The following is a 19,243-nucleotide window of genomic DNA, read 5'->3' as shown; positions in this document are numbered from 1 at the left end:
TCAGCAGGGTGGAAGCGGCCTACAACGAGAGTGACCAGCGGCGGTATTGGGTGCCATGCCCCTCCTGCGAGAAACTCCAGGTTTTGGAATGGAAGCAGGTGCGCTGGCCAGAGGGAGAGCGGGAGAAGGCCCATTACGTCTGCCTGCATTGTGAGGCCATCATCCCGGAACACCGCAAGGGTTGGATGCTGGATCGGGGAAAATGGATTGCCGAGAACCCTGGGGTGTCGTCCACCGCCGGGTTCCATCTGTCGAGCCTGTACAGTCCGCTGGGCTGGGTCTCCTGGGGACAGATCGCCGTGGAACATGGGGAGGTCTATCGGGATCCGGCCCGTCTGAAAGTTTGGGTGAACACGAAACTCGGCCAAACCTGGGAGGAAGATGCTGAGCAACTCGATGGCGAGGGGCTGATGGAGCGGCGGGAGGCGTTCGGGCAATGGCTGCCTGCCGGGATTGTCATTCTCACCGCCGGAATCGACGTGCAGGACGACCGATTGGAAATCGAGATCGTTGGCTGGGGGAAGGACGAAGAGTCCTGGTCGGTGGACTACCGGGTGTTGTCGGGTGATCCCTCGGGTCCGGCGGTTTGGCAGGATCTGGACAACCTGCTGCGCCATCCCTTTCCCCATGCCCGGCAGATGCCGGATCTGCACATTCGCGCTGCCGCTTTGGATACCGGTGGGCACCACACGTTGGCGGCCTACGCCTTCTGCCGCAACCGGCAGGATCGGCGCATCTGGGCCATCAAAGGTCGGGGTGGCATGGGAGTGCCCATCTGGCCACGACGCCCTTCCCGTAACAACAAGGGCCGGGTGCCACTGTTCGTGATCGGCGTGGACAGCATCAAGGAGGCCGTTTACTCCCGGCTGCGGATCAAAGAGCCGGGGCCCGGTTACATGCACTTTCCGATGGACCGGGACGCCGAATGGTTTCGCCAGTTGACCGCCGAGCGAATTGCCACCCGGTTCGTCAAGGGCCGCCCCGTCCGAGAATGGCGCAAAAAAGACTCCGACAGAAATGAAGCGCTTGATGCCAGAGTCTATTCTCTGGCTGCTCTCAACGGACTGGTAAGCATGGGTTTGCGATTGAATTTTGAAGCGGACCGGCTGGCGGATATTCCACTGAAAGAGGTGGATGTCAAACCATCGGCCAAACCGGTTATGCAACGCCCGCAGCGCCGGGTTTACCTCTCCCCGTGGATGCTATGAGGCTCTCACGCGGGGCAGTTGCCGAAGCGTCGCAGTGTAGCGGTTCAAATCGAACGGTTCCATGTGCCGCAGCATCATCACCATTTCGGCCCCCAACGCGGTACCGATCAGTTTGCGTGCCTCATCGTCGCTGAATCCAGAAGATGTCAATCGGTTGTAGGTCTCCAGGGTGATTGATGGTGTTCCAGTCTGGATCTGGTTGTCCACGATCGTGAGTACACGTGCCGTTTTGCGATGTTCTACAATCTCATTCATGCGTCTTCCAAACCTGAAAAAGATATCAAGTAAATAGTCTATAAACATCTCATCCGGGGTGGTGGAGAACTATTCTATGGCTACTTTCGCCGAACTGCAACTGCGCAGAGATCGGCTTCTGGAACGTTTGGAAAGCCTGCAACGGCGAATTTCCCATGGCGACAAGGTATTGGAGTTCGATCTCACCCAGGCCAGGACTGTCCTTGAATTGCTGGAGCGGGAGATGGCCCGCACCAGGGATGGCCGCATCCTGCGGCATTTGCGCGTTTGCAGCGAGAAAGACCTCTGATGGGCTTCTGGCGCAGACTACTTGGTGGGGGGATGCCTTCCCGCAAGGCGGGATACGAGGCGGCAGCTTCCGGTCGCCGCCTGTCCAACTGGCAACCCGGTCAGGAGGGGGTGAACTCTCTGCTGTTCCGGGATGCCGATTTGATGCGTTCCCGTTCCCGAGATCTGGTGCGGCGCAACGCCTGGGCCTTCAACGGGGTGGACTCCCTGGTGTCCAATCTGGTGGGCACAGGCATAAAACCACGTTCCACCCATCCGGACACCGTCTTCAAGGAACAGGTCCACGCCCTCTGGCAGGAGTGGACCAAGGAGGCCGATGCCCACGGAGTACAGGGATTCTACGGTCTCCAGGCCCTGGCAGTTCGGGCCATGGTGGAAGGAGGCGAGGTGTTGGCCCGGCTGCGGGATCGCGATCCCAGTGAGGGGTTGGCTGTGCCGCTGCAAATCCAACTCCTGGAGCCGGAGCATCTCCCCTTTACCCTGAACCGCGATCTGCCCAACGGCAATCGTATCCGTGCGGGAATCGAATTCGACAAGATCGGCGGACGTGTCGCCTACCACCTCTACAGGGAGCACCCCGGCGAGCGTGCCGCAGGGGGTGGGCTGTTCGGCGATCCGGTGCCGGTGCCAGCGTCAGAGATGATCCATCTGTTCCGCCCCTTGCGCCCTGGGCAAATCCGGGGAGAACCCTGGCTGACCCAGGCGCTGGTCAAACTCCATGAGCTGGATCAATACGACGATGCCGAGCTGGTACGCAAGAAGACAGCGGCGCTGATCGCGGGGTTCATCACCAAACCCTCGCCAGAGTTCGCCATGGCCGGGGAGGATGGCGCGGTCCCGGACGAGCATGGGGCCACCCCGGTTACCTGGACGCCTGGTACCATGCAGGTGTTGCTGCCCGGCGAGGATGTGAAGTTCTCGGAACCTGCCGATCTGGGTGGGCAGTACGGGGAATTCATGAAAACACAACTCCGAGCCGTAGCGGTGGCCATCGGGGTTACCTACGAACAGCTTACCGGCGACCTTTCGGGAGTCAACTATTCCAGCATTCGTGCCGGAATGGTGGAGTTTCGCCGTCGCATGGAGCAATGGCAGCGCAGCGTCATCATCCATCAGTTCTGCCGCCCCGTCTGGGAACGCTGGATGGATCGGGCAGTGCTGTCGGGGGCGTTGGATGCTCCCGGCTACACCAAACGTCGCCGGGAGTTCCTGGCCGCAAAATGGATTCCGCAAGGCTGGGCCTGGGTCGATCCGCAAAAGGAGTTCAACGCCGTGATCATGGCAATTCGCTCTGGACTTATCAGTCGCGATGCAGCGGTGGCTACCTATGGCTACGACGCCGAAGAGATCGACCGGGAGATTGCGGCGGCCAACCAACGGGCCGATCGTTTGGGGCTCTTTCTCGATTCCGACCCCAGACGGCGAACCCGCACCGGAGCTGCCGTTCAGGAAGCTGTTTCCCCTGCATCATTCAACGGGGAACCAGGCTGATTTCCAATCTCATACCAACGGCTTCTGCATAACGTTCCAAGCTTTTCATGGAGGGCCGGTGGCCACTTTCCAATCGCGCAACTGCCGATTGGCTGGTGCCCATGAGACGCGCTAATTCTTGCTGGCTCAAACCTGCGTTGGACCGCGCTTCCAACAGTTTCCTGGCAAGACGGAATTCCGGTTCCAGCAGTTCATACTCCTTGTTGAATGCCGGGTCCAAGGCCCACTTCTTTCGGCTTTCTTCGAAGGGAATGGTCATAAGTCCAACTCCTTCATCCGTTCCATGGCCAAACGGATGGCTTGGGCAGGGGTTTTCTGGGTCTTTTTGCGAAAGGCATGGAGGATGACGATGCGTTTTTCTCGTGCCGTAACGTAAATGGCGCGGGCGATACCATCCTGCCCACTGACCCGCATTTCCCACAGCCTGTCCTGCAAGTGCTTCACATAAGGCTCGCGGACTTGGTGCAGTCCAAAATCTTCAATTAGATCAATGATGCGTGTCAGCTTGGCACGCATATCCATCGGCCAGAAATCGACCTCTTCTTGCACGGCAGGATTGAGAAACTCGACGCGCCAGTTCATGGGGGCATTATCTCAAATTTGAGATTACTCCCGCAAGTTTAAAGTTCTTACAGGAGGTCACCTTGGCTTATCTCTCACGATTGGCAACTCGGATCATTGGAACGCCTCTGATGGTGGAGCGCGCCCGGCTTGAGACCATCCTGTCGGTGATCGGGCAGCGCATCGGCATCGATGCCGTCGGCCCGACCACCGAGCCGCCCGGCCGTACCGAACACCAGGGGCCTATCGTGACCCCGAACGGCATTTCCATCATCCCCATCCACGGCACATTGGCCAAACGGGTGGGTGCCGTGGAGGCCGCCTCCGGCCTGACCAGCTATGCTCTCTTGGAGGAAATGATTCTGGATGCGGCCACCGATCCAGCGGTGAAGGCCATTCTGCTGGATATCGACAGCCCCGGCGGCGAGGTCGGCGGGGTGTTCGACCTGGCCGCCATGATTCGTGAGGCCCGACAGGGCAAGCCGGTTTGGGCATTGGCCGACGATGCTTTCTCGGCAGCCTACCTGCTGGCGTCCGCTGCCGAACGCATCTACGTTCCGCAGACCGCTGGGGTCGGATCGGTGGGCGTCATCGCCGTCCATGTGGATGAATCCCAGCGGGACGCCCAGGAGGGGCGGCGCTATACCACCGTCTTCGCCGGGGCGCGCAAGAACGATTTCTCCAGTCACGAACCGCTGTCCGGCGAAGCCCACATTCGTTTGCAAGGCGAAGTGAACCGGCTTTACGAGATGTTTGTCTCCACCGTGGCTGCCAATCGCAATATGACCGAAGAGGAAGCCCGTGCCACAGAGGCCGGGCTTTATTTCGGAGCCAATGCCTTGGCTGCCGGACTGGCCGACCGGGTGGGAACTCTCCGTGACGCCCTTGCCGACCTTTCCGCAGCGATTCATCCCCCTCGTACCACACTTACCATCCAGAAGGAGTTTCGCATGGAGACACCCATCCCGGCGGCGGAAACCGTCATCCCGGACCTCGATGCCATTCGCGTCGAAAGCCGTCAGCAGTTTCAGCATGAAGCACAGGCTATTCTCGATCTCTGCACCCTGGCCGACGCACCCCAGTTGGCAGGCGATTTCATCGCTCGCGGTTTGGATGAAGCCCAGGTTCGCAAGGAATTGATGGCCCGCCGTGCCACCGGGCCGGAGATCCAATCCCAGCTCCTGCCGGGAGACGGTACCCGCATTCAACCCGCCGCCCAACTCGATACCAACCCCGTGGTCACTGCCTGTCGCAATCTGGCCACCCGACGTGCTGCCCAGGGAGGAGCGTAAATCATGGCTGTCATCTCCGAAGGAAGCAACCTGGGCGACCTGCTCAAATACGAGGCCCCCAGCTTTTACAGCCGAGACACCGTCACCGTGGCCAGCGGCCAGAATCTCGTCCTGGGAGCAGTGGTCGGCATCAAGACCGCCGATGGCAAGGTCCACACCCTCGATCCTGCCGCCACCGATGGCACGGAAACCGCCGCCGGGGTACTGCTCCAGGCGGTGAACGCCACCAGTGCGGATGTCGATGCCGTGATGGTCACTCGCCATGCCCTCGTCGCGGATGTCGCATTGGTTTGGCCCGCCGGCATCACCACCAACCAAAAATCCGCTGCCATCGCTCACCTCAAGGGCATTGGCATTCTCATCCGCAAAGGAGCCTGACCATGTTTTCCACCAATCCCTTTTCCCAGGACGCCTTCGGAATGATGGCGTTAACCGCCGCCATCAACATCCTGCCCAATCGCTATGGCCGGGTAGAGGATCTGGGCCTGATGCCCGCCCGACCGGTGCGGGTGCGCAATATCGCCATCGAAGAGCGCAATGGGGTGCTGTCTCTGCTGCCCACCGCCACTGTCGGGGCTGCCGGTACGGTGGGCGTGCGGGGCAAGCGCAAAGTGCGTTCGTTCATGATCCCCCACATTCCCCATGACGACATTGTCCTGCCTGAGGAGGTGCAAGGCATCCGTGCTTTCGGTTCGGAAACCGAATTGACCGCAGTGGCCGATGTCCTGGCCATGCATCTGCAATCCATGCGGGACAAACACGCCATCACCCTGGAGCATCTGCGCATGGGCGCACTCAAGGGAATCATCCTCGATGCCGATGGCTCCACTCTTTATGACCTCTACGGGGAGTTCGGCATCACCCCCAAGACGATTTCGTTCGAACTCTCCAATTCCAGCACCGACGTCAAGGCCAAGTGCCTGGAGTTGAAACGCCATATCGAAGACAACCTGCTGGGAGAGTTCATGACCGGCATCCACTGCCTGGTGTCGCCGGAGTTTTTTGACACTCTCACTGGCCACTCCAAAGTTATCAAAGCCTGGGAGTTGTGGCAGCAGGGGGAGATGCTCCGCTCCGATGCCCGCAAAGGCTTCACCTTTGCCGGAATCAGTTTCGAGGAGTACCGGGGCCAAGCTACCGACCCGGACGGCAATGTCCGCCGCTTCATCGCCTCCGGAGAGGCTCACGCCTTTCCGCTCGGTACGGCGCAGACCTTCGCGACCTACTTCGCCCCGGCGGACTTCAACGAGTCGGTCAACACCCTGGGGCAGCCCCTGTATGCCAAACAGGAGCCGCGCAAGTTCGAACGGGGCACCGATCTGCACACCCAGAGCAACCCCCTGCCCATGTGCCACCGGCCTGGGGTGTTGGTCAAGGTTACGGTGTAATGCGCGATTGGCAAGAAGCTGTCGCCATTCTCCAGCAAGCCTGCCGGGACGCCTTTGGCGTCCCGGTGGTCTATTTTCCATCCCTGCGCAATCACCCGGAACGAGCCGGATGCCCCATCGAGGTGATCGGCATTCTCGATGAGCAGCGGGAGAACGTCTCCCTCATGGGCTCGGGAGACAACGGCCTCGAAGCCATTGTTCCTCGCACCACCCTGGAGTTGCGCCCGGCGGACCTGGGCTTCGACCCCCTGGTGGGCGATGAGGTGACGGTGGCCGGGGTTTCCTACCGGGTTCGTGAGGTCAATCCGGATGGCAGCGGTTCTGCCATCCTCACCCTGGATCGTCTTTCCACCTGTTGAAGGACAGAGCATGGCCAGCAATCCTTCCATCTCCTCCTTCTTTCGGGGCGACACCAAGGTGGTCTTCTTCGCCTTCGAGGAGAACGACGGCACCCCCATTGACATCAACGGGCACGAACTCTGGTTCACCCTCAAAACGAACCTGGCCGACCCGGACCAAGAGGCCGTTTTTCAGAAACGGGTGATCTTTCCTCCTGGCCCGGATGCGATCTTGGGGATTGGCACTCTGACATTGGAATCCACCGAAACCGAAACCATCGAGCCCGGCACCTTCTTCTACGATCTGCAGAGGGTGATTCCAGGCACTCCCCCCAAGGTCACCACCCTGGTAAGCGGCAGGCTGTCCGTTTTCCCGGATGTCACACGACGCAACGGTTGAAGGCCATGACCACTCTCCATGTTGGAACGAGTCAGGACACTCTGCACGTGCTCCGGCAAGACAGCGTTCGCATCGTGATTCAGGAAGAAAAAATCGTCCTGAGGAACGTGGAACGCGGCCTGCCGGGGCCACAGGGTGAGCCCGGCTTGGACGGTGCTCCAGGCCCTCAGGGAGAAACAGGCCCTGCAGGTGCCCAGGGTCCGGAAGGCCCGGTTGGTCCCACGGGTCCGGAAGGACCTGTAGGTCCCACAGGTCCCTCTGGTCCGGAAGGCCCGGTTGGTCCCCCAGGCCCCACAGGTTCCCAAGGTCCGATTGGCGCTCAAGGCCCGGCGGGGCAGGATGCCGACACGACCGCTCCCTATGTGACCTGGTCGGCTTCGAACAGTCTGGAAAATGCCCGCGTCCTGGCCGCTGGTGCTGGAATCGGCATCACGAACGGTGGATCGGGTGGCAACGTCGCCATCGTGGCTTACGGCATCAATATCCAGGAGTTTACGACCTCCGGGAGCTGGGTCAAGCCTCCAGGGGCGCTTTGGGTCCAGGTGTATCTGGTCGGCGGCGGCGATGGAGGCGGCTCCGGCTCAAGAGCCGCCTCCGGTCTGCGTTCCGGTGGTGCCGGTGGCAATGGTGGCCAGGTGTTGGACCTGACGACTGGGCCGATGATTTCGGCATCGCTATTCGGGGGGACCGAGACCGTCACCATCGGTGCCGGAGGTGCGGGTGGGGCGGCAAAAACCAGCAATGGAGACGGCAATCCCGGTGGTGCCGGAGGTACTACGATGTTTGGGCCGTATGCTGTCGGCAGCACCTACGGTACGAGCGAGGGTGGCAAAACCACTCGCAACGCTTATACGCCGCTTCCCACCAAAGTCTGGGCCTGGGATGGTGTCACCAACGGGGCCTACATCGGCGGCTACATCGCCCTCACTGCAGCCAGGGGTGGCGGTGGATGGACCTACACCACCAATGACAACCAACCAAACTACCGGGGTGCGGTCGGACCTCGCAACCCTGGCGGTGGCGGGGGTGGGTCCGGATTCGATGCATCCAACAATGCGGCCACTACGGCGAGTGCGGGAGGACGCGGCTACGCCATGGAGTCGGGAGTGCCTCCGGCCTCCTTCATCCACGATGGGTATGGCGGAGCTGCCGGGACCTCCGCCTCCCGCAATGGTGCTGCCGGGATAAGCGTTTTCAAAGGCTCCGGCGGTGGTGGGGGCTGTGCGGGAGATGTCGCCGGAACGGTACCCGGCGGCAACGGTGGAGCGGGAGGGTTTCCCGGTGGTGGTGGCGGGGGTGGAGGCGCCTCGACAGAGCCCGCCGTTTCTGGGGCCGGAGGATCCGGCGCCAACGGCTACGCCATGATCATTACCTATTGCGGAGGATCCTGATGACGACTTGGGCGGTTATCGATCCGCAAGGGCTGGTCGAAAATGTTGTCGATTGGGACGGCACCCGGGGAAGCTACGCGCCCCCAAGAGGCCGATTCCTGCGGGAGATTATTGGAGACGAGGAGCCGCCGATTGTCGTCGGCAGCCAATACGATCCCGGAACGGAGACCTTCGTCCCACCGATGCCACCGGAACAATGGGAGATGCCTTCGTGACCGACTACCTGGCCTTGGGCGGTCTGATCGCCTCCCGACTCAAAGAGGTTCTGGAGAGGGTTCCTGTCGAGTTGATGCAGGGCAAACCCCTCATTGGCGAGAATCCAGACATCTCCCAATCCGTCTCGGTTTTCCTGGAGGAAGACCGGCCGGAGGAACAGGCATGCGGCGGCAAGAGCCAGAAAGTCGAGCAGCGCTGGGTTGCAGCGGTGGCGGTGCGGGATGCCGATGACGCAGGACGAATGATTTCTCGTACCATCTCCGCTCTGGCGGGCTGGCAGCCTCCCGACAGACGTTTCGCACCCCTGCGACGGGTGCCCTCGACCCACAACCCCGACTGGACGCCAGCCGGGGTTTTTTATTTCCCGGTGGCTTTCGCCACCACCTTCGTCTTCAACACGGAAGGATGACGATCCATGGCCAAATCGACTCTCACCCTCATCGGCGGGGGCAAGACCTTCATCGGTCCCGCCGACGGCACCGGCCCCATGCGCTACCTGGGCGACATCAGCAAGGTGGAGCTGACCGTGAGCGAGGACAAGAAGACCCTCGCCAACTTCACCACCCCCGGTGGGGGTGTGGCCGACTCCATCACCCTGATCAAGGAAGTCACGCTCGCCATCACGGCGCAGAGTTTCGATGTGGAGAATCTCGCCCTGGCCACCTTTGGCGAAACCGGCGATATCGCCAGCGGCAGCATCACCGACGAAAGCCACCTTGCCTACAAGGGGGGCTACATCCGCACCGCAAACGGTGGGGTGGGTCTCTCCGGCGTGGTGGTCAAGAAAGGGGTCACCACCCTGGTAGCCGGAACCGACTACGAGGTTCTGGGCGGTGGCATTCGCATTCTCCCGACCACCAGCGCCATGAGCAACGGCGACACCATCACCCTCGACTACGATTACGGTGCAGCCCGCAGCGTGGAGGCCATTCTGAATGCGGGAAAAGATTACTCCATCTCCTTCGACGGCTTCAACCAGGCCAACGACAGCACCCCGGTGGTGCTGGATGTCTGGCGGGTGCGCAACGCGCCCACCGCCGTCAGCCTGGTGGGGGACAATTTCGGCAACCTGGAGTTCAAGTTCGATGTGCTGATGGATGCCAGCAAAACCGGGGCTGGCACCTCCAAATTCTTTCGTCTGGTTCAGGTAGAGGTCTGATCATGGAAAAGTCGCTTGAATTCGATGGCGTGAGCCTCACCGTGCGGGAACTGACGGTGGGCGAGGTGCGGGATTTCATTCGCTCCATCGATCTGTCCGCCCCCGATCTGGTGGATGAGGCCCTGCTGGAGGGCTGCTCCCTGGCTTTGCTGCGTCTCATGACGGGTTTGGATGATGCCGGGATGGATGCCTTGCGGCCTTCCCAGGTGCGTCTGCTTCTGGAGGCGGGTAAGGAGGTCAATGCCGATTTTTTCGCCATGATCGCCCGAGTCAGCCGGGCGGTCTCCAGCAGTTCGACTTCGTCCTCGCCCGGCTGATTCGCCTGGGCCACCCCCATGCCATGGACTATCCCTTCGGCTTCTTCCTGGTCTGCTGCCGGGAGCTGGCCGAGAGCCATTCGGAGTCCTGATCCGCCATGACCGCCCTTTCTTCCACGCTCGAATTCCACATCACGGCGGATCTCGGAAACTTCAGCACCGCCATGCGCAGCATGCGGGGTCAGATGGATTCCGGTCTGCGGGCCATGACGGCTGCGGCAGAAGCCCAGGCCAAACGCATGGATCAGGCTCTGGGTGGCATCCAGGCCTTTCGGACTCTGAAGATGCGTCTGCTGGAGGCCCAGGGCGATTTTCGGCAGGCGCAAGTCCGGGTGGCGGATCTGGCCCAGGCCATGACTGGGGTGGCCCAACCCACCCGGCAGATGGTACGGGATTTTGCCCAGGCCAAGGCGGCGGCCTCGGAGATGAAGACCCGGTTCCTGGCCCAGAGAGAGGAGCTGGAGCAGTTGCGCCGCAGTCTGGGCCAGGCCGGGGTTTCCACCCAGGCTCTGGTGGCTGGCAAAGCCCGACTGCAACAGCAGTTGGCAACCACCCGTAGCGCCATGGAGGCCTACATCAAGGGGCAGAATACCCTGGCAGCGGCTGCCGGCAACTTGACCAGCAAGCACACTGACCTCCAAACCAGCATTGGACGCTCGGAGGGTATTTTCCAGAGACTGGGCGCAGCATTGCCGCTCCTCGCCATGGGTGCCATGGCCCGTTCCACCCTCGAAGGCGGCTTGGCCCTTGACCGCATTCGCACTGTTCTCTTCTCGGTCACCGGCTCCACCGCCCAGGCGGCGGAAGAGTTCCGTTACGTCGGCCAGGTGGCCGACAGGCTGGGTTTGGGATTGGAGGTGGCTGCCGATTCCTATGCCAAGGTGGCCGCCGCCGCCAAGGGTACCTCCATGGAGGGCCGCAAAAGCCGGGAGATGTTCGAAGCGGTGGCCACGGCCGCCACGGCTCTCAAACTTTCCCAGGACACCACCCGGGGCGTGTTTCTGGCCCTCAACCAGATGCTCTCCAAAGGCAAGGTGCAGGCGGAAGAGCTGCGGGGGCAACTCGGCGAGCGGTTGCCGGGGGCCTTCCAGATTGCAGCCCGTGCTCTGGGGGTGACCACCGCCGAACTGGACAAGATGCTCCTGACGGGCAGCGTCATCGCCGATGATTTTTTGCCCAAATTCGCTGCCGAGTTGCAGCGCACCTACGGTTTTGCAGCCGTTTCCGCAGCGGCTTCCGCCCAGGCCCAGTTCAACCGACTGGGCAATGCCATCCTCCGAGCCCAGGCCACCATTACCGATGGTGGGTTGCTGCAGGGCTTGGGCACGCTGTCCAAGACCATGGCCAAGGCACTGGAAAGCACCACGATCCAGGACTCCCTGGCCGGACTCGGCAGGATGTTGGGTGTCGCCATGGAGAAACTGGCCTCCTTTACAGAAGCCATGGCAGGATTTGGCAAGACCGCCCTGGAAACGGCGGGCTACGTGTCCACCTGGGGCAAGGAACTGCTCGTGGTGGTCGGTGTTCTGCGGCTGATGCGCCTGGAAATGGTCACCACCGCCCTGACGGCGGTGGGTGCTTCCAGTCTGCGTGCCGCTATTGCCACAGGCACCTTCTCTCAGGCCCTGCTCTTTTTGAAAGATGCCGTGCTGTTGCGCCTGGGCATGGTCCTCGGAACGGTTACCACGGCGGTGAAAACTTTCACGGCGGCAGCCTGGGCCTTCATCAAAACCCCGCTGGGTGCGGCCCTGGCCGTTGCAGGGGTGGCCTATGTCGCCTGGCATGAACACACCCGTATCGCCACCCGCGATCTGGAGGAGCAGAACCGCAAAACCCAGGAGGCCAGGGAGCGTCTCGCCCAGTTCGCCGCCATGGTGGAACAATTGCGGGAGGCCGGAGGCAGACTGGGCTCCGGAAACCTGGAAAAGCCCGTTCTCGACCTCCAGAAGGCAGTCGAATCGGGCAGCATGAGCTTCGAGCAGGGCAAACAGAAGGCCCGTGCCTACACCGACGGCATTCTGGAGGCCCTGCGGGAGATCAGCTCCATTCAATCCGGTTTTGGCAACAAGACCGGGGCCTACAGCCGCATCGTGGAGGTGCTTCAGGCGGTGGATGAGCGCATCCGGCAGGTGGATGAGTCCCTCAACAAGCACAAAAGCCGCATCCGGGAGGTGCAACAGCAGGAGGAGCAAGTCTGGAAAGAGGTGAGCCAGTCCGTCACTGCCGCCCACGAGGCCGAAAGCGCCACCCGGGAGATCACCTTCGCGAAGCGCAGGCAGGCCTTGGAGAGCTGGCGCATTGCCGCCCTGGAGGCGGTCACCTCCACCCAGAAGAGCTGGCAATCGGCTGATCAGGTGATCGGACTCTCCGAGAGCCATCTGTTGAAGGCGGCAACCACGCTCTTTTTGCAGGAGCAGCGTTCCAAACTGACGGCCCAGACCCTCTACAACACCCAGACCCTGGCGTTGGCCAATCAGGAGTCGGAGCGCAAAATCGCTATTGCCAAACGCATGGGGGAAGAGACCCATCGTCTGGAGGCGCAAAAGCTCTCTGCCCAGAGGGAGACCCTGGACAGGCTGCGAAACGACTACGCCCGCCACATCGATGCCCTGATCCAGGAGGAAAACCGCCATCTGGAGGCCTCCAGAAAGGTTCAGGAAGATCTGCGCAGCCTTGCGGAAACCACCCAGGAGCGCATCCGGCGCTTGCGGGAAAAAGGCCTGACCGAAGAGCAGCTCTATGCCTCCCGGCAGACGGAGATCGCCCGGTTGCAATCCGAGGCGAGGCTTGCCGTGCAGCAGGGAGAGTTCGAACGCGGCAAACAACTGGCGGAGAAGGCGGCCTCCCTGGCGGAAGAATCCGCAGGTGAAGTGAAACGTGGTGACCGGGTGGTCCTCTCCACCCAGCAGACCCTGGTGACGGCGGAACAGCAGATCAAGGAGAGTGCCGCCATCACCAAACAGGCCCTCGAAGCCCAGGGGCAAGCCCATGCCCAAGCCTACACCCAGGTGCATGGCGAACTGGCCAAGGCTCTCAAGGAAATGGATGCCCTGGATCAGATGATCACCCGACTCACCACCGCACTCGGCCAGGAGTATCGGTTGCAGATCGGAGCCAACACCACCCGGCTGGAGCAGGATCTGCTGGCCATGGAGCGATTACTGCCCCAGAAAGCCCTTCTGCTGCCGGTTCAGCTGGATCTGCAGCAGGCGCTATCCGAAATGGATCGTTTGTCGGCGCGGTTGAAGGAAGGCGGCAGTCCGGAAGGAGCAGGCCAACTGACGGCCCGTATCAAAACCAGTCTCGATACCGTTCGGGATTATGCCAGAACCATCGAGCCGGAAGCCGCTCTCAAACTGGATACCACGGAGGCCGCAAAAGCCGTGCAGGGACTCCAGGAGCGGCTTGCCTCCCTGGAGGAGCTGCAGTTGGCCACCCGCCACACCGTGGACTCCAACGTCTCGGAGGTTATTTCCCAAGTGGACGGTCTCCAGGGACGCAATACCACCTCCACCCACACTATCACCATGCGGCAGGTGGAGGCACACGCTCTGGGTGGAGCGGTGGGCCTGGTGCGTGGTGGCAGGCTGTCTGGTTATGGCGGTGGAGACCGCATCCCGGCGCTGCTGGAGGCTGGGGAGTTTGTCATACGAAAGGAAGCGGTGGCCCGCTACGGAACCGGCCTGATGCAGGCCATCAACGCCATTCGACTGGATCCGGGACAGTGGCTGCCCCGCTTCCGACAGGGAGGCATCGTCAATCACGTCTCCCTGCCGCCACTGCCCAAGTTGCCGGTCTCCGTGGCCACGGGTGCGCCCCCGATCGAAGGTGTGGTCCGGTTGGACCTCACCATGAACGGACGCCCTTCCGCTTCCCTGACCAGCCCTCGTCATGAAGTGCGCCGACTGGTCGATGCTCTGAAGGAGGTGCAACGGGGGATGCCCTAACGGGCATGATCAGGCAGCGGAATGGGACTTTAACCAATCCCGCAGGGCATCGTTCATCCGCGTCTGCCAACCCTTGCCGGTAGCCCGAAAGGCCGTGATCACCTCGCTGTCAAAACGTATCGTGGTGGAGACCTTCGTGTCGCTGCCCACGGGGCGGCCACGTCTCAATCCTTGGCGAAAGGCTTCCATGCCCTCTTCAGGAGAGATCGTGTGTTCACCGATTTTCCAGACTCCTCGTCCGAAGTCGGCTTCGGTCATCTCTGGAATCTCCTCGTATTCTTCGGGCGTAATGACGTGGGCATCAACTTTCGCCAAGTCGCTCCCAATAGCGCATCTGTTCCCGCTCATTGGCCTTCCTCATGGTAAAGATGTGACGGGTTTCCCCACGTTGAACATATCCTACAACCACTAAACGATCACACAGGATTCCATAACAAATCATCCTCTGCTCCCCATAGTCACGCCGAATATCCTCAAATTGGTGGACAGGGTTTGCGAACACCAATGGGGCGTCCAAGAAATCGAGCCCACGTTCGGCAAGGGTCTTTTCACGTTTATTGGGGTCGTAGGTGATCTTCATATCACTCATCGTAGTAACATTTATTGGGCAATGCAACCATGAAATCCCTCTCCGACCTCATTCTGCCCGATTCCCTGCAATGGACCGATCAATACGACTGGTCCCCGGTTGCCCAGGAGGTGGGCCGAACCCTGGGAGGTACCCTGGTGACTTGGTCGCAGGGGCTTCAGAAAGGCCGCCCCATCACCCTGGAAGCAGAAGACAACACCACCTGGCTAACCATCGAGCAGGTGCAGGTTCTTCAGGTCATGGCCGCCCAACCAGGGGCCGTCTTCGTTCTGACCTGGGGGACAGAGTCCTGGCCGGTGATATTCCGCCACCAGGATCCCCCGGCCATCTCCTTCAAACCCCTCTGGCCTCACCACGACCTGTTCACCGGTACCCTCCGCCTCATGAGCGTATAGGAGTTGTCCGATGATTACCTCCTCTGAATTGAAGCTCTACGCCTCCCAAACCCGCAACGACACCGCCGCCAACGGCGGTCGCATGGGCACCACGGCCATTGCCGACAGCGTCATCAACAACGTCCTGCCCAACATCTCCGAGGCGGAGCGTGCCGCCGGGATCACACGGTACCGTAAGCTCTTTCGCAAAGTCGCCAGCACGGAAAATCTGCCCCTGACTTCCGCCCGGATCTTCATCGCCTCGCCCACCCAGGCGGGCGACCGGGTGACGATCTTCCCAGGGACCCAAACCGATACCCAGGGCAATCTCACTGGGGATGAGAGACTCTACGGCTGTGGCCGACTGAATGCCGATGCGACTCTCGGAGCCACCTCCATCACCGTGGCCACGGAAGCGGCGGTCGATGCCATCTTCCGCAACGGGGATTTGATCCGCATTTCCAACAAACCCAGCGTCGGTGCGCTCGCCGGCACGGCAGAATTCCTCCGGCTGGCCTCTTCCAACGCCGTATCCTGGAACGGCGATCTGGCCACGTTGACCTTTGCCGAAGGGCAGGCCTTGGACAACGATTACGCCGCCGTCGACACCTTCGTCTCCTCCTGCATCGAAGCCGGAACCATCGCGGCTACGGTGAGCGACTGGAGCCTTTCCTCTGCCGCCGGGACGTATGATGGCTGGAACGGCAGTGGCGATAGCCCCGATATCCTGGTACTGGATGCCATCGGCAGCATCGAGCAGACCTGGACCATCACCTTCACCTCGGCTTTCGCCTTCACCTGTGTTGGTGACACCTTGGGCGCAATGGGCGGTGGAAACATCAGCGGGGCAGACTTCTCTCCCATCAATGCCACCTTCTCCAGGCCCTGCTTCACTCTCCCCGCTGGGGGATGGGGCGGATCCTGGGTGGCTGGCAACACCCTCTCCTTCAAAACCACCCTGCTGCCTTCCCGTTCTGGATGATCCACGAGGTGCCACCCGGTTGTGGCTCCCTGGCCGGAAACAGCGTCGTCGTGGCCATCAACGGCGAGTCGCTCTGATGTTCGTCACCGGACAAACCCGGCTGTTGTTCGGGGATGACATTGGCATCGACACCCAGCTGCTCTTCGGAAATGCCACAAACGCCCAAACCGTTCTGGCCTTTGGAGATCGATACGTCGATCACGGGGTGGCGGTTTTGTTCGGCAACACGCCCATCGAAACGGACGCTCTCATCCGGGTCGGATCCGACGTTTGTCGGCAAGAGTTGCTGCCAATTCGGTATTTGTGCCCGATAGAGGCTGCGGCGTCGATCCGGATCGGGTTCGCCGTAATGGTCGAAAGGCAGGAACAGCTGCCTTTTTCCATCCTGGACAAGAATCCAATCGCCAAACAGGAGCGGCTGATCTATTCGCTTTTGCCGCCAACAAACCCGATTTCTCCCGAATCCACCGTGAGAGCATGGGTTGGAGGGGAGCTGTTATGACCACTCTTTCGTCCAGCATCCAGGTGCAGTTCGGCTCTTTGCAGACGGATGCCCCTTTTGAACTGGTCACCGACGACAACGACCAGGGCGGTGCCGCCCCGGTTCGCGTCGCCTGGCCCGAGTTTGTGGTGCAGGTGGACGATTGGAACAAGATCCGTTACCAGAACAGGCCGTTCGTCCCTCTCGACATGCTGCAGCCAGGGCGCAAGCGGGTCAAACTCTTCTGCTCCCGGACCGCTTCCCAGGGGCTGACCCTTCTGGTCGACAACGGACCGAGGAGCCTGATCCTCGACAACCAGAACGTGACGGTCAATACCGCCTTCAGCCTGGGACGCCGCAGCGATTCCGTCCTGGAAGATCTCACATGGAACGGCGAGGTGCGCAAACGGCTGCGCTTTTTCTACGATCAGCCCGAGGTGGAGGTGATCCAGAAGACCGTCTTCCGCAACCGGCAGGGGCAGAGCATTGATTCTCCGCGCTACGACCGGCAGAGGGGGGAGTTCTTCTGCCCCGGTGAGGCCATCGGGGCGATGGTGGTGCGTTATCGCCCCGCTTTTTCGCTTTTCGAGATACTCTACGACAGCGGAGAGTCCGTCGTTTCGCCAGAGCATTTCATCGAGATGCAGAAAGCCTGGTCCTGCGGCGACATCCATGCCACCGAAGTGCCTCCCGTCCGGCTTATCGCCCTGTCCCCAGCGGGCAAATCGGACACCGCCAGCTTCGAAAGAAGCTATTGGCCTTCCGGAACGCCCGCAGTTTCCGTACAGCCCGCCCAGCAACTTCAAACCGCCAGAGCGCCCACGAACGAGGTCTGGACGGTGGAGTCGGCCTCCCTGCAGACCATGTCCGTTCCCATCCGGGACGACAGCGGCCAGCAGATCGGCAGCTTCGAAAAGTGGGTTTCGGTAACGGAACGGGGCCCAAACGGCTCCACCAGACAGGTGAACTATCCCAATGGCCAATGATCTCGGTCCAAACGTGGTCTCCCTGATCCTGAACCGGTCTCAGAAGGAGGATTACCTCTGCTTCGTTCGGGTCAAGGGCGACTCCGTCACCTACGGCATTGCCGACAGAAGCTACTACGAAACCCGACAGATCCTGCCGCCGCCTTTTCCTCCATTCACCATCTTGGTCCCGAACATCGTTCGCGAGCCGGTGACGCGATTCGAAGGAGGCTACGGCATCTTCTGCAAGCTAGGCCAGCACAAATACACATGGAAGATCCCGGTGGACCACCTGTTCGACGATTCGGAAGCGACTCCGTATCTCTATTTTCAGGGCAGAAAGGCCGTCACCTGTCCCGGAAAGCTCGTCGGCATCGGATCCGTCTCCGTCAACGCCTGGGCTCCCAGCCACGTCATCTGCGGAAGTGTGCTGTATGAGGTTGCCGTTGTCTCCTCTCCCGTCTTCCAGGTCACCTTCACTCCCGTGTTGGATCTGGGGGTGTCGGGGAAGTTCTGGCAATGCCGGATCCTTTCCGGCAGCCGGTTCGCCTTTGTGCAGGTCTTCGACGGGACCATCCATTACGTCGACATCCACAACGGTGTCGTCAATCGGATCACCGGTTCGATCCAGCCCCAACAGGGCAGAACGTATGACCATGCGAAAACCCTGTTCTATTACTACGATCCCATCACAAACGGGACCTTGCTCACCACGGGCCTTTTGAAGGGAACGGCAACCGCAACTGTGTCCGAGACAGTCAACCAGAGCAGTTGCTGGACCGCCGTGAATGGTTCACACGAGGAGAGGTTCGGCTACGGCGACCTGCTGGTCACGCTTCAGACCAACGGCACGCTGGCCATAACGGCTGGAGCCCCAAAAGCCGGGATGGTCGTCAATACAGGCACCCATGAGACAATCGTCGAAACCTTGATCTGTGACGAGTGGGATCCCGATGTCGCCTGGATCTGCAAACGAAGCCATTGGGACCCACCTGCAACGTATTCCTGTGGTGGGTACGTGAGGACAACGAAATTCGAACAGACAGCCTTGTGGGTGAACAAATTGCAGTCCGCCTATAAATCCGGGACGGAGACGATCAACACCCCTCCTGCGGTGATTCCCGGAATGGCCGTGAGATGCCTGAAGAATGCGGGTTGGGTTTATGAGGGTTGCGCAGGGGGCTACCCTCCAACCGCCTCGTCAGGGACGCGGTATGATTTTTCTCAAACGGCAACCATCCCATTCAGTGAGGTTCACCCTGTTGCCGATCCGCCGTTTGTGGTGACCTCGGAGCATCGTTTCAACATTGGGGGACTGAGCTACGGCGGGCATTATTGGCCACCGACGGTGGTCGTGCCCACGTTTCCGCCGGGGACGGCGTTTGACGAGTTGATCTACACCTGATGGAGCCCTGCCATGATTTTATCTGCGCATCTCAGCCACGCTGAAGGGGATGCCTGGTGGTCGGGCATTCTGGAGCTGGACGACCCGGCCAGTTTCCAGAGGGTAAAGGTGGATGATCCGTTGACCCTGGAGCTGGGCGGAGAAGTCTTCTCGTTGATAGTGGACAACAAGACGCTGGAGCGGGATGGTGTGGGCA

At 61.0% G+C, this 19,243-nt stretch carries 24 protein-coding genes and 1 pseudogene; 20 read left to right on the top strand and 5 right to left on the bottom strand.

Features of this window, described 5'->3' with window-relative positions; translation table 11 throughout:
* Positions 1–1,208, top strand: a 1,208-nt coding sequence (locus HQL56_09880; protein MBF0309825.1) for a phage terminase large subunit family protein, incomplete at its 5' end; no start/stop codon positions are given.
* On the opposite strand, the gene HQL56_09875 is transcribed toward HQL56_09880, so the two are convergent.
* Positions 1,203–1,463 carry a hypothetical protein gene (locus tag HQL56_09875; GenBank protein ID MBF0309824.1) on the bottom strand — a complete coding sequence of 87 codons (261 nt, stop codon included), beginning with the start codon at positions 1,461–1,463 and terminating at the stop codon, positions 1,203–1,205. The two genes, HQL56_09880 and HQL56_09875, sit on opposite strands and share 6 nt — an antisense overlap.
* Before the next feature lie 76 nt (positions 1,464–1,539).
* On the opposite strand from HQL56_09875, the gene HQL56_09870 reads away from it, so the two are divergent.
* Positions 1,540–1,752, top strand: a complete 213-nt coding sequence (locus tag HQL56_09870; protein ID MBF0309823.1) for a hypothetical protein — start codon at positions 1,540–1,542, stop codon at positions 1,750–1,752.
* Positions 1,752–3,242: a phage portal protein gene (locus tag HQL56_09865; protein MBF0309822.1), complete on the top strand. Its 1,491-nt coding sequence runs from the start codon at positions 1,752–1,754 to the stop codon at positions 3,240–3,242. Before HQL56_09870 ends, HQL56_09865 begins: the two co-directional genes overlap by 1 nt.
* Here the strand turns inward: HQL56_09865 and HQL56_09860 are convergent.
* Together HQL56_09860 and HQL56_09855 are read right to left on the bottom strand one after the other, a co-directional pair.
* Positions 3,223–3,501, bottom strand: a complete 279-nt coding sequence (locus HQL56_09860) for a helix-turn-helix transcriptional regulator (protein MBF0309821.1) — start codon at positions 3,499–3,501, stop codon at positions 3,223–3,225. The two genes, HQL56_09865 and HQL56_09860, sit on opposite strands and share 20 nt — an antisense overlap.
* A complete protein-coding gene (locus tag HQL56_09855; protein MBF0309820.1) occupies positions 3,498–3,824 on the bottom strand; it encodes a type II toxin-antitoxin system RelE/ParE family toxin in 327 nt (108 codons plus the stop codon). Before HQL56_09855 ends, HQL56_09860 begins: the two co-directional genes overlap by 4 nt.
* Before the next feature lie 110 nt (positions 3,825–3,934).
* Here HQL56_09855 and HQL56_09850 point away from each other — a divergent pair, with 110 nt between their 5' ends.
* The 11 genes from HQL56_09850 (at position 3,935) to HQL56_09800 (ending at position 14,251) form a co-directional block, all read left to right on the top strand.
* Entirely contained in the window at positions 3,935–5,095 is a 1,161-nt protein-coding gene (locus tag HQL56_09850; protein MBF0309819.1) for a S49 family peptidase, read from the top strand.
* Between the two features lie 3 nt (positions 5,096–5,098).
* A complete protein-coding gene (locus HQL56_09845) occupies positions 5,099–5,473 on the top strand; it encodes a head decoration protein (protein MBF0309818.1) in 375 nt (124 codons plus the stop codon).
* Between the two features lie 2 nt (positions 5,474–5,475).
* Positions 5,476–6,483, top strand: a complete 1,008-nt coding sequence (locus tag HQL56_09840; protein MBF0309817.1) for a major capsid protein — start codon at positions 5,476–5,478, stop codon at positions 6,481–6,483.
* Positions 6,483–6,842: a hypothetical protein gene (locus tag HQL56_09835; GenBank protein MBF0309816.1), complete on the top strand. Its 360-nt coding sequence runs from the start codon at positions 6,483–6,485 to the stop codon at positions 6,840–6,842. Before HQL56_09840 ends, HQL56_09835 begins: the two co-directional genes overlap by 1 nt.
* A gap of 10 nt (positions 6,843–6,852) precedes the next feature.
* Positions 6,853–7,221, top strand: coding sequence for a hypothetical protein (locus HQL56_09830; protein ID MBF0309815.1), 369 nt, complete (start codon positions 6,853–6,855; stop codon positions 7,219–7,221).
* Between the two features lie 5 nt (positions 7,222–7,226).
* The gene (locus HQL56_09825) at positions 7,227–8,612 is read left to right on the top strand and encodes a collagen-like protein (GenBank protein ID MBF0309814.1); all 1,386 of its coding nucleotides are present in this window, start codon (positions 7,227–7,229) and stop codon (positions 8,610–8,612) included.
* Positions 8,612–8,827, top strand: coding sequence for a hypothetical protein (locus tag HQL56_09820; protein MBF0309813.1), 216 nt, complete (start codon positions 8,612–8,614; stop codon positions 8,825–8,827). The genes HQL56_09825 and HQL56_09820 overlap by 1 nt, the downstream gene beginning before the upstream one ends.
* Positions 8,824–9,237, top strand: a complete 414-nt coding sequence (locus HQL56_09815; protein MBF0309812.1) for a hypothetical protein — start codon at positions 8,824–8,826, stop codon at positions 9,235–9,237. The genes HQL56_09820 and HQL56_09815 overlap by 4 nt, the downstream gene beginning before the upstream one ends.
* Before the next feature lie 6 nt (positions 9,238–9,243).
* Positions 9,244–9,987, top strand: a complete 744-nt coding sequence (locus HQL56_09810) for a hypothetical protein (GenBank protein ID MBF0309811.1) — start codon at positions 9,244–9,246, stop codon at positions 9,985–9,987.
* Positions 9,988–9,989: 2 nt separating this feature from the next.
* The gene (locus tag HQL56_09805) at positions 9,990–10,304 is read left to right on the top strand and encodes a hypothetical protein (GenBank protein ID MBF0309810.1); all 315 of its coding nucleotides are present in this window, start codon (positions 9,990–9,992) and stop codon (positions 10,302–10,304) included.
* A gap of 98 nt (positions 10,305–10,402) precedes the next feature.
* Positions 10,403–14,251 carry a tape measure protein gene (locus HQL56_09800; protein ID MBF0309809.1) on the top strand — a complete coding sequence of 1,283 codons (3,849 nt, stop codon included), beginning with the start codon at positions 10,403–10,405 and terminating at the stop codon, positions 14,249–14,251.
* 9 nt (positions 14,252–14,260) lie between these two features.
* Here HQL56_09800 and HQL56_09795 read toward each other — a convergent pair whose 3' ends face one another.
* Positions 14,261–14,599: a BrnA antitoxin family protein gene (locus tag HQL56_09795; protein MBF0309808.1), complete on the bottom strand. Its 339-nt coding sequence runs from the start codon at positions 14,597–14,599 to the stop codon at positions 14,261–14,263.
* On the bottom strand, positions 14,553–14,831 hold the full coding sequence (locus HQL56_09790; protein MBF0309807.1) for a BrnT family toxin: 279 nt from the start codon (positions 14,829–14,831) through the stop codon (positions 14,553–14,555). Before HQL56_09790 ends, HQL56_09795 begins: the two co-directional genes overlap by 47 nt.
* Positions 14,832–14,869: 38 nt before the next feature.
* Here HQL56_09790 and HQL56_09785 point away from each other — a divergent pair, with 38 nt between their 5' ends.
* The 6 genes and pseudogenes from HQL56_09785 to HQL56_09760 form a co-directional block, all read left to right on the top strand.
* Positions 14,870–15,235, top strand: a complete 366-nt coding sequence (locus HQL56_09785) for a hypothetical protein (GenBank protein MBF0309806.1) — start codon at positions 14,870–14,872, stop codon at positions 15,233–15,235.
* Positions 15,236–15,245: 10 nt separating this feature from the next.
* A pseudogene (locus HQL56_09780) lies at positions 15,246–16,273 on the top strand (hypothetical protein).
* Entirely contained in the window at positions 16,273–16,698 is a 426-nt protein-coding gene (locus HQL56_09775) for a hypothetical protein (protein ID MBF0309805.1), read from the top strand. Before HQL56_09780 ends, HQL56_09775 begins: the two are co-directional and overlap by 1 nt.
* Positions 16,695–17,663: a hypothetical protein gene (locus HQL56_09770; protein ID MBF0309804.1), complete on the top strand. Its 969-nt coding sequence runs from the start codon at positions 16,695–16,697 to the stop codon at positions 17,661–17,663. The genes HQL56_09775 and HQL56_09770 overlap by 4 nt, the downstream gene beginning before the upstream one ends.
* Complete coding sequence (locus HQL56_09765) at positions 17,653–19,047, top strand: hypothetical protein (protein ID MBF0309803.1); 1,395 nt, start codon at positions 17,653–17,655, stop codon at positions 19,045–19,047. The genes HQL56_09770 and HQL56_09765 overlap by 11 nt, the downstream gene beginning before the upstream one ends.
* A 12-nt stretch (positions 19,048–19,059) precedes the next feature.
* On the top strand, positions 19,060–19,243 hold a 184-nt coding region (locus HQL56_09760), incomplete at its 3' end, for a hypothetical protein (protein ID MBF0309802.1).

This window comes from Magnetococcales bacterium, from assembly GCA_015231925.1.
GTDB lineage: Bacteria > Pseudomonadota > Magnetococcia > Magnetococcales > JADGAQ01 > JADGAQ01.
This window is presented reverse-complemented; position numbering and strand designations above follow the sequence as displayed.

Bases quoted from the DNA above. Each gene is read 5' to 3' on its own strand.
- HQL56_09800 (MBF0309809.1), top strand. From the start codon at position 10,403: ATGACCGCCCTTTCTTCCACGCTCGAATTCCACATCACGGCGGATCTC.
- HQL56_09845 (MBF0309818.1), top strand. From the start codon at position 5,099: ATGGCTGTCATCTCCGAAGGAAGCAACCTGGGCGACCTGCTCAAATAC.
- HQL56_09810 (MBF0309811.1), top strand. From the start codon at position 9,244: ATGGCCAAATCGACTCTCACCCTCATCGGCGGGGGCAAGACCTTCATC.
- HQL56_09870 (MBF0309823.1), top strand. From the start codon at position 1,540: ATGGCTACTTTCGCCGAACTGCAACTGCGCAGAGATCGGCTTCTGGAA.
- HQL56_09840 (MBF0309817.1), top strand. From the start codon at position 5,476: ATGTTTTCCACCAATCCCTTTTCCCAGGACGCCTTCGGAATGATGGCG.
- HQL56_09860 (MBF0309821.1), bottom strand. From the start codon at position 3,501: ATGACCATTCCCTTCGAAGAAAGCCGAAAGAAGTGGGCCTTGGACCCG.
- HQL56_09765 (MBF0309803.1), top strand. From the start codon at position 17,653: ATGGCCAATGATCTCGGTCCAAACGTGGTCTCCCTGATCCTGAACCGG.
- HQL56_09865 (MBF0309822.1), top strand. From the start codon at position 1,752: ATGGGCTTCTGGCGCAGACTACTTGGTGGGGGGATGCCTTCCCGCAAG.
- HQL56_09850 (MBF0309819.1), top strand. From the start codon at position 3,935: ATGGTGGAGCGCGCCCGGCTTGAGACCATCCTGTCGGTGATCGGGCAG.
- HQL56_09835 (MBF0309816.1), top strand. From the start codon at position 6,483: ATGCGCGATTGGCAAGAAGCTGTCGCCATTCTCCAGCAAGCCTGCCGG.
- HQL56_09805 (MBF0309810.1), top strand. From the start codon at position 9,990: ATGGAAAAGTCGCTTGAATTCGATGGCGTGAGCCTCACCGTGCGGGAA.
- HQL56_09855 (MBF0309820.1), bottom strand. From the start codon at position 3,824: ATGAACTGGCGCGTCGAGTTTCTCAATCCTGCCGTGCAAGAAGAGGTC.
- HQL56_09820 (MBF0309813.1), top strand. From the start codon at position 8,612: ATGACGACTTGGGCGGTTATCGATCCGCAAGGGCTGGTCGAAAATGTT.
- HQL56_09790 (MBF0309807.1), bottom strand. From the start codon at position 14,831: ATGAAGATCACCTACGACCCCAATAAACGTGAAAAGACCCTTGCCGAA.
- HQL56_09795 (MBF0309808.1), bottom strand. From the start codon at position 14,599: ATGAGCGGGAACAGATGCGCTATTGGGAGCGACTTGGCGAAAGTTGAT.
- HQL56_09785 (MBF0309806.1), top strand. From the start codon at position 14,870: ATGAAATCCCTCTCCGACCTCATTCTGCCCGATTCCCTGCAATGGACC.
- HQL56_09875 (MBF0309824.1), bottom strand. From the start codon at position 1,463: ATGAATGAGATTGTAGAACATCGCAAAACGGCACGTGTACTCACGATC.
- HQL56_09775 (MBF0309805.1), top strand. From the start codon at position 16,273: ATGTTCGTCACCGGACAAACCCGGCTGTTGTTCGGGGATGACATTGGC.
- HQL56_09825 (MBF0309814.1), top strand. From the start codon at position 7,227: ATGACCACTCTCCATGTTGGAACGAGTCAGGACACTCTGCACGTGCTC.
- HQL56_09770 (MBF0309804.1), top strand. From the start codon at position 16,695: ATGACCACTCTTTCGTCCAGCATCCAGGTGCAGTTCGGCTCTTTGCAG.
- HQL56_09830 (MBF0309815.1), top strand. From the start codon at position 6,853: ATGGCCAGCAATCCTTCCATCTCCTCCTTCTTTCGGGGCGACACCAAG.